We start from the raw sequence: 12,221 nt of genomic DNA on the forward strand, positions 1-12,221 counted from the left end.
CTTCAAGAAATAATATATACTTTAAAAAAGTAACTATTAATCATGTTTTCTAAAGCTACACTTAAAGAGCGAAGACAATACTACCGTGAGGAATGGTCCGAAAATGACCTGCCTGAATTCATATCCACCGACATAAAAAAAAGGGAATTCGGTTTTGACCATAACGGCACAGGTCCGAATGACAGATATAAGGTTTTTAAAGGAAAAGAGTCTTTAAGGAAATTTTTAAGATATAAGGCACCATTTGCTGCATATATCTCAGTAGCATTCTATAACAATCCCAGAAGAAGGGAAGACTGGCTAAAAGCAGAGTATATTTTTGATGTAGATGCAAAAGACATTCCAATAAGATCATGTCAATGTGACAGCGTTTGTGAAATATGTTTAGGAGAAGCTTTAGAAATCGTGAATACATTGATTGACACATTACAAACGGATTTGGGTCTTAAAGACATCCATCTAATTTACTCCGGAAGAGGATATCACATCAGGATTTTGGATGAAGAGATGATGACTGCAGGAAGTGAACTCAGATCAGAAGTTTTAAAATATGCTGCAGGCGCTGAAGTTCCAAAATCTCAATTCGTAAACCCTGAAATCTCAAATCAAAGTTTTAATTTTGAGCATTTCTCAATACCGGTCGGATATTCAAAAATATTTACCGACAAGGTCAAATTCAATATTCAACATTTGGTCGGTAATGAAAAATTGGATGGAATCAATCCAAAGCTTATGAAAGATATCATTGCATCAAGACATCACCTAGAAAATGACGATTGGGGATATTTTAAAAGAGATATTGGTCCTAGAAGATATAAAAATTTGGTTGAAGCTATGGCTCGTGTTAATTTAGCTACTATTGATGCTAAAGTATCCATTGATTTAAAAAGAATCTTAAGGCTTCCATCATCACTTCACTCCAAAGTCAGCATGAAATGTATGGAAGTCAAAAACAGAGAGACATTTGATCCTTTCTCAAAAGCTGTTCCGAAATTTGTTTATGAAAGAAAAGGTGTTTAAAAATGGATGAAACATTAAGGGAAATTTTAAGGAAAAATCAATATTTTGAAGAAATTAACAAAAACAGATTCATTCCACAATATTTGGGATTGGTCGTTAATGGTGTAGTCGTGTATCATGTCAACTGGATTGATATTGTTGAAAAAGAGATAATATTCATGCACAAGGATATTCAAACCCATCCAATCGTTTCAGTTGTTTTGGAAAATCTCAATTCATTGATGATTATAACAGATGAAGGAATCAAACAGGTATTGTGAGAAAAGATTAATTTTCAGATTCCAAACATTTTGCAACAATTTTGCTGCTTACTATATCTGCTGGGTCGTCTGCAGGAATCACATTCCACTCATAAGTTACTTTACCTGTCTTTGACCTTGCCTCTCTTAAAGCGTCAATGTTTTCAAACATTTCTTCTTCTTCATTACGAGATTTAATGCGTCTTAAGGATTCTTCAGGAGTTACATCCAAGAAAAACATGCAATCTGATTTTGGAAGAATAATGGAAACAATCTTATAAACGATTACATTAATAACATTTGGAAGATATGCAACGGCCATAGTATATCTTGAAAAAATTAAAACATCAGTATCCTTATTGTAATAAAACATATGAACTGACCTAACAGCATCCAAACCAAAATATATTGTGGCCTTCAAATGATTTATCTTACCTGTTTTTAGAAGTGCCTGTTTTGACTTTCTGCCAAATTTATTGTCACTGCATGGATGAGAACGTATAGTGACATCACGACCCTGATTTTTATATACTTCCGCAAGTAAATTAACCTGGGTGTCTTTTCCACACCCATCAAGTCCGTCAATAACAATAAATTTTTTCATATAACCACTTTCACTTATTACATCTGCTAATCAATTGGGTAAAATTCAGTGTATATTGAATTTCTTTCAATAGGATTTCTTCCTAAATCTTCAACCATCCTACTTAAAGTTTCAATTGAAGCATTAACACCATCTGGGGCTCCTGATGCTTCAGATAATTCATCACCACCTAATGTTCCACCTAAATCATTTGCGCCTGCAGTCAATACAACCTGTGCAAATCTGAATCCCATTTTTACCCAGGATACCTGTAGATTAGGAATCAAATCTCTAAGCATTAACCTTGAAACAGCATATAACTTCAAATCTTGTGTTCCAGTAGCTCCAAGATTTGATTGTCCTTCCAAAAAGATTGGAGAATACTCATGCATAAAAGTCATTGGAATAAATTCTGTAAAACCATGGGTTTCTTCCTGTAACTTACGGATAACATCAATATGTTCCACCCGTTCCTCCAAAGTTTCAACATGACCATACATAATTGTGGATGAGCCTGGTATCCCCACTTCATGAGATGTTTTCACAATATCGACCCATTCAGCCACAGTTACCTTTTCAGGACATATGATTTCTCTTGACCTATCAGTCAAAATTTCAGCAGCAGTTCCCGGCAATGTATCAAGACCTGCATCTTTTAATCGCTCAAAACCTTCAGCGACACTTATTCCAGACACCAAACATGCATCTCTAACCATTGTTGGTGAAAATCCATGAATTGACACTTTAGGATAATTGTCTTTCAATAATGTAAGTAAATGTTCATAATAGTCTATATCTGCATCAGGATGTACTCCACCCATCAAAGTAAATTCCCGAGCACCATCAGCTACTGCACCTTCTGCCTTGGCTAAAATTTCTTCATCAGATAATATGTAAGCATCAGGATCTTCGGCATCCTTTCCAAATGCACAAAAACCACATCTAACAGTACATATATTAGTGAAATTAATATTACAATTATTAATGAATGTTACGTTGTCCCCAACTAGTTCATGCCTTACATAGTCTGCTGTTGCAAGCAACGGATATAAATCATGTCCTTGAACATTCATTAAATGATTTGCTTCTTCTACGGTAATCTGTTCGTCCAGAGATTTTGTTAAAATCTCTTCAGTTTTGGAAGATACTGGGAGTTTATCAAACATGATAATATATTACCATTAAATTAAATAAAAAGTTTTCTATTAATTAAATTTAATGTAATAAATTGTACATTAATTTAAATTAAGAACATGAATTTTTATTAATAAAAATTCAAAAATAATGAAAAAATATGGATTTGACAAAAAAATACCTATTTAAATAATGAATTATATAACTGTAATAATATTATAAGATGTGATACAATGGACAGTAGTGAAGCTATTTTTAATGGTATCAAAGATGCTGGAATTGACTTTATTGTCAGTGTTCCATGCGTCAACTTATCAAAATTACTTAATATGATTGATGAGGATGATGAAATAATTCATATCCCCGTAACCCGTGAGGAAGAAGGAATAGGAATATGTGCTGGAGCTTACCTTGGAGGTAGGAAAACTGCAATATTAATGCAGAATTCAGGACTTGGAAACTCCATAAATGCTTTAAAGTCCTTAACACAACTATATGAATTTCCATTAATCATGATTATGAGCCATAGAGGGACTGAAGGAGAAAACATTTGCGGACAGGTCCCTATGGGAGAATCTACACCCCTAATTTTAGAGGCTATGAACTTTAAATTTTTCAAACCTGGAAATCCTGAAGCTGCTTATGAAGCAATATTTGATTCATGGGATTTGTCAACTGAAGAAGGAAAACCAGTTTCAATACTTTTAGAAATTAGTTATTGGTGATAATATGGCAAGAAGAGAAGCTATTATTGACATAATGAAAAATATTGATGATGAAATTGTTGTTTGCAACATAGGATTTCCGTCCAGAGAATTATATGACATTGACGATAGGGATGAAAACTTTTATATGATTGGTTCAATGGGCCTTGCATCATCTATAGGTTTAGGTCTTGCATTATCTCGCCCAGACAAAGACGTTGTTGTCATTGATGGTGACGGATCACTTTTGATGAATATGGGTTCACTTGTAACCATATTTGCCAATAATCCGAAAAATCTAACTTGGATTGTAATAGATAACGGTGCATACGGATCAACCGGAAATCAAGACACCTATGCTCAGGTAATTGACTTATGTGAAATTGCAAAAAGCGTTGGATTTAAAAATAGCTTTAACTTTGAAGACATTGATTTGGCTGAAATAATTAAAAGTGAGGATGCTAGTTTTATCGTATACAATACTGAAGCAGGAAATTCAAAAGCTCCAATTATTGACTTGACTCCAATTGAAATTAAAGACAGGTTCATGAATGCAATTAAATAACATCATATTAGTAACATGTGTTTAAATCGATTTAAACATACATAATTGATATATAAAGATTTCTTATCATTATATTAAAAATATAATCATGCAGGAAATCAAATTATACGAACTTCTGGGATATGTGAAAATATCACCCTACAGAACAAACACATTGAAATCCATTGGTAATGACATTAAAATGCCATCGGAAATCGCTCGTGATATTAATATTAATACTAGTCAGGTATCTGCAGCATTATCTGATTTAAAAAAGCAAGAATTAGTAATATGTGTTAATGAAGAAGTAAGAAAAGGAAGATTGTATAAATGTACTGAACTTGGATTAGAAGTACTTGAAAATATCAAATAATCAATAATCATCACCAAAACTAACACTTTTTTTAATAAACAAAATTTAGGCAATAATTATAAAGAATTATTGGAAATAATGATAATCAACATGAATACAACTAAATTTTTTTAAACATGAACAACAAATAAGTAAGTGATAAAAAAAAATTTGGAGTGTAAAATGTTAGATAAATTCAAAAAGATAAGTCTTGGAAATTGGATATTAATCGGAATGATTTTAGGATTTATCGTAGGATTAATATTGAATTTTTGGGTCAAAGACCCTTTTATCAAAGATATAGTACTTATAGATAATGTTTTCTATATAGGTGGTACAGTATTTATTAAATTAATGAAAATGTTAGTAGTGCCACTTGTGTTCTGTTCAATAGTTGTTGGAGTAGCTTCAATATCAGATATTAGGAAAATCGGTAAAATTGGTGGAACCACAATTCTTATCTACCTTTTAACTACAGCATTAGCAATTACAATTGCCCTTCTAATAGCAGGAATCATTAAACCGGGTGAAGGCTTAAACATGGCCGGCCTTGCACAAGCAAATCTCACAACTGCACAATCCATGGCAGACACTGTTATAAATATCATCCCAGATAACCCAATCAACTCTCTTGCCTCTGGAGATATGTTACCAGTAATTATCTTTGGAGTGCTTATTGGTATAATATTGGCTAAACTAAGAGAAGAAACAAAAACTGTTAACAAGTTGTTTGAGGAAGGAAATACAATTATGATGGAAATGACCTCCATTGTTATGAAATTTGCACCTATCGGTGTATTCTGTTTAATGGCAAAAACTTTTGCGGGTCTCGGTTTTGAAGGACTGATGCCCTTACTTAAATACATTGGATGTGTACTTTTAGGTTTAGCAATACAGGCATTTATCGTGTATCCATCAATAATGGTTATATTAACACGGCTAAATCCAATAAAATTCTTTAAACGATTCATTTCAGTTATGTTTTTTGCATTTTCATCATCAACATCAAATGCTACAATTCCACTGAATATGGAAAAACTCAGCGAAATGGGTGTTTCACGTGACGTTTCATCATTCACAATCCCTTTAGGTGCAACAATCAATATGGATGGAACCGCAATCATGCAAGGTTGTGCAGTAATGTTTGCAGCTCAGGCTTATGGAATTGACCTGGGAACATCAGCTCTCATTACAGTAGTCTTTACAGCAGTGATGGCTTCTGTTGGTACAGCAGGAGTTCCTTCTGTTGGATTGATAACGTTGAATATGGTATTTAATTCTGTTGGTTTGCCTGTTGATGCAATCGGTATCATTATGGGAATTGACCACCTTCTCGACATGTTCAGAACTGCAGTAAACGTTACTGGTGATGCGATATGTACCCTTATTGTTTCATTTAGAAGCAAAGCACTTGATTTAGATGTGTTTAATGGTAAAAAAGAAATAAAAAAAGAAGAAATTGATTATTTCGGCAATTAAAGCCGAAATATCTTATTTTTTTAAAAAATATCATGCAGAGCATTTACTCTGCTTCATTAAGTTCAACAATCTTTTTATCAAAGTCCGTTAATTTCCGTGCAAGTCCTGTAAAGTATGGAATATAAACTTTTGAAAATGTTACTCTTTCTGGATTATGACCCATTTCGGAAATACATTCTTTAACCATACCTATTTTACGTTCCACTTCATCATACATTAAATCTCCAGGAAACTCACCAATAAATATTCCATCTGCACCGTTTTCAAGTGCATGCCTAATATGTCTTGGTCTTACACGGTTTACCGAAATGACTTTAATAATATGTATCGATTCAGGATAAGACAATCTATTAACTCCAATATTATCTGCAGCAGTGTATCCTATATTATCTAAAAATACAAGTATCATGCGTTCGCCTTCACGTTTTTTAGACAACACCCCATTTATTGTAGCCAATATCTTCTCATCAATATTACCATTTACTGTAATAGCTCTTTGTTTACAATCTACAAGACATTTTCCACATCCTGTACAGCTCATTGGGTCAATATATATTTCATCATCCTGTATACTCATGGACTTATACTTACATCTGGAAATACATTCACCACATACAGTACATTTTTCATTATCGATTTCAGCAATGAAAGGTTCGATTTCAACTCCACCATAATTATATTCTGAAACCTTTGATGCAGCTGCAGTTGCCTGCATGATTGAATCTGTAATGTCTTTTGGATCCTGTGCAGTACCACAGACGAATATTCCCTGTACATCAGTAGCCACAGGCTTGATTTTTGGATGTGATTCCTTAATAAATCCATCTTCTGTTGTTCCAATGTTTAATATCTCTGCGATTTCTCGAGTACCCTGGGACGGCTCCATTGCAGTAGACAATACTACCATGTCAGCTTCAATCTCTACAAATTCGCCTTTAATAGTGTCTTCAGTTCTGACAATGAAATTATCTCCTTTCTTGACAACTTCACCCGGTCGACCTCTAAGGAATCTGACCTCATTTTCTTGAGTGTGTTTGTAGTATTTTTCAAACATTCCAGGAGTTCTAACATCAGTATAACATATCAGGACATCAGTATCAGGATATTTATGCTTGATAATGTTTGCATTTTTTAAAGCTACAGTACAGCATATTTTAGAACAATACCTATGTCCATCAGGCTTTTCATCTCTTGAACCTACACATTGAATCATAACAACTCTTTTAGGGACTTCTCCATTGGATTTTATAAGTTTTCCTTTTGTAGGTCCATTTACTCCAGTGATACGTCCTAGTTCTGACTGTGTAATAACATCATCATATCTTGTGTATCCGTATTCAGGCCTTTTCTCCATATCAAACAGTTTATGGCCTGTTGCGACAATGACTGAACCAACTTGAAGCAAGGATTTTTCAGGTTTGCCCCTGAGTTTAATAGCTTTCATATTACATGTTCTAAAGCAATCCCCACATTTTGAACAGTTATCCATGTCAATTACATAGCTTTCAGGATATGATTGTCCAAATGGTCTGTAAATTGCTTTTCTCATTGATAAATTATCATTCCAGTCATTTGGAACTTCCACTTCACATACTTCTGCACATTTACCGCATGCAATACATCTTTCAGGGTCAACATACCTAGGAGACTGTTCCACAATTAAATTGTAGGTTCCTGCCCGTCTTTCAGCCTCAATTACTTTTGCATTGGTCAATACATTAATATTTTCATTCCAAACAAGCTCATTTAGAATTGGATTTAAAAGACACATTCCACATTCTTCAGCAATTTTAACAGGAGAGAAGACCTTACCGATTTTTGCCATGTGCCCCCCAATAGAAGGTGACTGTTCGATGATTGTTACTTTTGTTCCCTGTTTTGCCAAAGACAGTGCAGCATTCATTCCAGCTATTCCTCCACCAATCACTGCAACTTCTTTTGGTGTTTGACAGTAAATAGGGTCAACTGCATCTGATTGCTTTACTTTTTCTATGGAAGCGTTAATTAGTGTAATGGCTTTATGTGTCGCCTTTTCATTATTGTCGTGAACCCATGAGCATTGCTCACGAATATTGGCCATATCCATCAAATAAGGATTTAGAGGTTTTACATAATCCTGGAAAGTTTTTTCATGACTTATTGGAGAACATGCCGCAACAACAACTCTATCCAAATCATGGTCAAATATTGCATCACGGATTATCTTACGTCCATTAAGGGAACATAAGTTTTCAAATTGTCCTATAAACTCAACATCCAATGAATCCTTAACTTCGTCCAAATCAATGATATCAGAGATATTTCCTCCACATTCACATAAAAACACGCCAACTTTCAAATCATCCCTCATTTAGAAACCTCCTTTAAATCTTTAATTACTGAATCTATTGGAACGGTATGGGCTTTTACACCAATTACTTTATCAAAATCTCCTCCCATTGCCAATGCCAAAAATTGAGCAATATTTAAATGGATTGCTCTGAAATTTCTTCCTTCTCTTTCAGAAATCAAATGCTGGTATCTGTCAAATTGAATATGACAATTTGGACATAAGTGCACCAATATATCAACATCTTCATCTTCAATAGCATTCATCTTATCGGCAGTAGCTGTAAATGATAAATCAGGATTGGAATACCTTTGTCTGAATCCTGTTCCACATGTTGCCCTTTTGTGGTCATACCAACCAATGGTTTTACAGCCACACTCTTCGATTAACTCATCCATGATATTAGGATCTCTAACGCCACCTATCGTATCCTCATAGTGGACTTTGCAATAATGGCATCCATGATGAGTTGCTATTGTATAATCACTTAAATCAAATTTAATATTTTCTTTAATCTTGTCTTTCTTACCATACAGAATATCCACTACATGAAAAATATTTTCTGTTGGTTTTAAATCGTCCTTTTCATACTTTAAATGAGACAATCCGTTTTCTTCAAACAGTTCGTTAATTTCATTCCTCAAATCATCCTTCTTATTGAGCAATTTAACTGATTTTTTATTGATTGCATAACATGTAGCGCACATCATTACAAGATTAGGCCTTCCAATTTCACGGGCAATTTTAAAGTTTCGAGCCCCGATGGCTGTTGTGTCAATCTGTGAGAAAACATCAGAATAATGTCCAAGACCTGTACAGCATGTTTGCTTTTCGGAAATCGCGTAATCAATTCCCAATTTGTCAAATACAAATTTTGTAGAAGCCTCCACACCAGGATATTCAACGCTGACCAAACAGCTTCTAAATAAAAGTATATCTTTATCAGGAATGTTTTTCATAAATCTGCCTCCTGAGATTTCCTTATTTTTTCAATTTTATCCTTAAAGCCAGTTATTGTTAATATTTTACTTACCTCATCAATCACTTCATCTGATGGCATTAATGGAGGGTCCAATTCCAATTCTTCTCTAATCTCATCCAAGTTTTGTCTAAAGTCCCACCATCCCGGAACATCACGGTCAATATCTTCGAAAAATATTTCAGGTATTGCACCGATTGCTGCTGTAAAATAGCTATCTGCAAATCCCAAATATTCATAAAGCTTGTCATAAGCTATTCCATTAGCCATTGCAAACTGTTTGAGAATCTGGTTAACTTCACATACGCTGTTTCCGACAGGGCATACGCTATGACATGTATAGCAGTAAAAACAATTCCAGATGTTTTCATCTTCAAGGATTGTGATATCGCCTTCCAACACCTTTTCAATTATATCACGAGGATTATAATCAGAGTGACGTGCAGCAGGACATGTTGAAGTGCACATCCCACATTGCACACATTTTAAAACACCATCATCCTTTGAATTTTTAACATCATGAATAATGTCTTCTGCAAAATCTATTGGTGAGTCTGTAATCTTTTGCTGAGAAGTCATATAAACACCCACTTATAATTTAAACTCTTTATTTTCAATCATTTTCTTTAATTTTAATGATAATTTATTTCCACGCAACCTGTCTGATTGTCTGCATATAATAGGAATGTTTACTTTACTGCCATTTATCTCCAAATCAACATCCCCAGTTTTCATGTTAAATGCACCATTATTACAGAAATTGGCACACATTCCACATCCGAAACAATGCGCGATGTTAAATTTCCTGTTTTTGAATGCATTTGTAGGACAGACATTTTCCACACTACACCTGTCACAATCACAACATTTATCACTGTCATATTGAGGTCTCAAATCATTCCCATCCCACATTGCAGCATAATTTGTATTATCCAATGGCAAGTGACGTCCCTTAATGTCTGCAACAGGCAAATCAATTTTATCGTCAGTTATCAATAAGTTTTGATAGATTTCCTTGTTTAAAACAGGTATTGGTATTGCGACGGTATCATATATCTCTCCACCCTGACCTGTCTTGAAACCACCCAAATAATATGGATCCATTTTGCATAAATCAGCTGAAAGCATTAAATTTGGTTTTTCAGGACTTGAACGTGTTCCATCTCCTAGAATATAACCTTGGGCACCATTTATTAAAACCTTACAACCTTCCATTATCACATTGTGAGGAATGTCATTTTGAAGAGGATTTAAATCTCCGCATCCGGAAAATGTTAATCCGGAACAGTTCCCTTCAAGAGGTGTTGCGGCAAATATTGATTTTACTGAATCCTTGTTTGGATTTGTAAATGCAGTATAGTTTTTAAATGCCATGCGGGCACCGATAATTTGTCCACGAGTAATATCATCAATAGTTATTGTATTTTCTATTGTTTTACCTTCTGCACTTTCTACTCTTACATCAATTGATTTTCCTTCAAGCAAATCCTTTAATAGGAATCCCCCACCATAGTTTTCGTCATGGATTGAATGTGCAGTACCATGAAGTATCACATCAACTGATCCTAACCATTCATTGGGACACGGTCCGGCATAAGCTGGAACACCATTTAAATAAACTTCATTTGCCCTTATAAATTCACCAGGTTCTGAAATTATAAAATTAAGTATTGCCGCTGTTCCGCTCATTACCCCGCAGGTTCCGCATGTAACTACATCAACATCATCGTAACTTGGTGCTTCATCATTTTTTATGAGTTTTTTAAACTCTTCTGCTGTGTAGATATTTGCTTCACCATTCTCAATTTTTTCATTTATTTGACTAATAGTCCTGTTTGTCAATTTATCTACCTTCTATAGGTTTTTTAAAATAAAACTGTGCCAGAATTTATTTCAATTAATCAATTTTACCTACTGTGTCTCCCCTAAGACCCCGTCTTAAGGTTTCAAGGGAAGTTATATCATCACTTGATACATTTCCCAGATTAACAGTATTTCCAAGTTTCAATATGAAAAATACCTGTTGGTCTTTATTTGGAGCTTCCCATAATATTTTATTTCCGTCAAAGTTATCAAGTATATAATCGATTTCATCCTCTTTTGCATTACCTGATTTATCAAATATTCCAATATTTTTTCCGCCTTCCCTTGCTTCTACAATAATCAAAGAAGATCCTGAATCCAATTCCTCCTGCATATACTGAACCCTTTCATCAAGGGTTAGTTCCTTATCCAGGTTAGGGTCTTTTTTACCCACTTCAGACAACACTTCAAATCCATTGCTTTTTGCAAGTTCTATGCATTCCAATTTTTCTTCATGTGGAATGTCTACAGACCCGTCAGATACTTCAATGGCAGGAAAACCCAAATCATGTGCTTCAGCAAAAAAATCCTCCAATTTTTTTGACCTGTAAGCGAGTTCAAATAATGTTCCTCCAGTATAAGGAGTTATTTGATGATTTTTGTACATTTCCACTTTTGCTTTGATAATATCCCGTTCATGAACAATGGAAGTTCCCCATCCAAATTTGAGATAATCAACATATTCTCCTGAAATATTCATTAGGCTTTCTGCTGTTTCAAGTCCCAAACCTTTGTCAAGAACCATTGTTATTCCACAATTTCTTGGTTTTTCTTCACGTTCAATAGATAAAAATTCAAATGATTTCACAATATCACAATAGTTATAATTGATTTTTACATATAATAATAATTAAATATTATATATAAATGTTTTTAAGTTTTTTTGTTTAAAAGTAATTGAACCACCCCATCCTATAGAGGATGGGGATTCCTGAATTATTTTCACTTAATAATGGTTAATTTAAGTATTTTATCAGGCTATCCCCGTTGAACCA

Annotated in this window: 13 protein-coding genes; 6 read left to right on the top strand and 7 right to left on the bottom strand. The window is 34.2% G+C overall.

Going from position 1 to position 12,221, the window contains the following annotated elements; all coding sequences use genetic code 11:
- Positions 1 to 42 precede the first annotated feature (42 nt).
- Complete coding sequence (gene priS / locus QZ143_RS06250) at positions 43 to 1,020, top strand: DNA primase catalytic subunit PriS (protein WP_292607238.1); 978 nt, start codon at positions 43 to 45, stop codon at positions 1,018 to 1,020.
- A gap of 2 nt (positions 1,021 to 1,022) precedes the next feature.
- Positions 1,023 to 1,280 (top strand): hypothetical protein, encoded by a 258-nt coding sequence (locus QZ143_RS06255; RefSeq protein WP_292882300.1) that lies wholly within the window; start codon positions 1,023 to 1,025, stop codon positions 1,278 to 1,280.
- Between the two features lie 7 nt (positions 1,281 to 1,287).
- Here QZ143_RS06255 and QZ143_RS06260 read toward each other — a convergent pair whose 3' ends face one another.
- Positions 1,288 to 1,863 carry a thymidylate kinase gene (locus tag QZ143_RS06260; RefSeq protein WP_292607232.1) on the bottom strand — a complete coding sequence of 192 codons (576 nt, stop codon included), beginning with the start codon at positions 1,861 to 1,863 and terminating at the stop codon, positions 1,288 to 1,290.
- Positions 1,864 to 1,889: 26 nt separating this feature from the next.
- Positions 1,890 to 3,008: a 5-amino-6-(D-ribitylamino)uracil--L-tyrosine 4-hydroxyphenyl transferase CofH gene (gene cofH, locus QZ143_RS06265; protein ID WP_292607230.1), complete on the bottom strand. Its 1,119-nt coding sequence runs from the start codon at positions 3,006 to 3,008 to the stop codon at positions 1,890 to 1,892.
- Positions 3,009 to 3,209: 201 nt separating this feature from the next.
- On the opposite strand from cofH, the gene comD reads away from it, so the two are divergent.
- The 4 genes from comD (at position 3,210) to QZ143_RS06285 (ending at position 6,055) form a co-directional block, all read left to right on the top strand.
- A complete protein-coding gene (gene comD / locus QZ143_RS06270) occupies positions 3,210 to 3,701 on the top strand; it encodes a sulfopyruvate decarboxylase subunit alpha (protein ID WP_292605800.1) in 492 nt (163 codons plus the stop codon).
- 4 nt (positions 3,702 to 3,705) lie between these two features.
- Positions 3,706 to 4,245 (top strand): sulfopyruvate decarboxylase subunit beta, encoded by a 540-nt coding sequence (gene comE / locus QZ143_RS06275; RefSeq protein WP_292882304.1) that lies wholly within the window; start codon positions 3,706 to 3,708, stop codon positions 4,243 to 4,245.
- A gap of 88 nt (positions 4,246 to 4,333) precedes the next feature.
- Entirely contained in the window at positions 4,334 to 4,597 is a 264-nt protein-coding gene (locus QZ143_RS06280; RefSeq protein WP_292605796.1) for a winged helix-turn-helix domain-containing protein, read from the top strand.
- Positions 4,598 to 4,759: 162 nt separating this feature from the next.
- A complete protein-coding gene (locus QZ143_RS06285) occupies positions 4,760 to 6,055 on the top strand; it encodes a dicarboxylate/amino acid:cation symporter (protein WP_292882308.1) in 1,296 nt (431 codons plus the stop codon).
- Between the two features lie 43 nt (positions 6,056 to 6,098).
- On the opposite strand, the gene hdrA is transcribed toward QZ143_RS06285, so the two are convergent.
- The 5 genes from hdrA to comA are packed head-to-tail and all read right to left on the bottom strand — an operon-like array spanning position 6,099 to position 12,034.
- Complete coding sequence (hdrA, locus tag QZ143_RS06290) at positions 6,099 to 8,405, bottom strand: ferredoxin:CoB-CoM heterodisulfide reductase subunit HdrA (protein WP_292605793.1); 2,307 nt, start codon at positions 8,403 to 8,405, stop codon at positions 6,099 to 6,101.
- Entirely contained in the window at positions 8,402 to 9,343 is a 942-nt protein-coding gene (hdrB, locus tag QZ143_RS06295) for a ferredoxin:CoB-CoM heterodisulfide reductase subunit HdrB (RefSeq protein ID WP_292882311.1), read from the bottom strand. Before hdrB ends, hdrA begins: the two co-directional genes overlap by 4 nt.
- Complete coding sequence (gene hdrC / locus QZ143_RS06300; protein ID WP_292882317.1) at positions 9,340 to 9,942, bottom strand: ferredoxin:CoB-CoM heterodisulfide reductase subunit HdrC; 603 nt, start codon at positions 9,940 to 9,942, stop codon at positions 9,340 to 9,342. The genes hdrB and hdrC overlap by 4 nt, the downstream gene beginning before the upstream one ends.
- Positions 9,943 to 9,954: 12 nt before the next feature.
- Entirely contained in the window at positions 9,955 to 11,205 is a 1,251-nt protein-coding gene (locus QZ143_RS06305; protein WP_292882320.1) for a methanogenesis marker 16 metalloprotein, read from the bottom strand.
- Between the two features lie 55 nt (positions 11,206 to 11,260).
- Complete coding sequence (comA, locus tag QZ143_RS06310) at positions 11,261 to 12,034, bottom strand: phosphosulfolactate synthase (RefSeq protein ID WP_292882323.1); 774 nt, start codon at positions 12,032 to 12,034, stop codon at positions 11,261 to 11,263.
- Positions 12,035 to 12,221: the final 187 nt, after the last annotated feature.

This window comes from Methanobrevibacter sp. UBA188 (assembly GCF_905234905.1).
Taxonomy (GTDB): Archaea; Methanobacteriota; Methanobacteria; order Methanobacteriales; family Methanobacteriaceae; genus Methanocatella.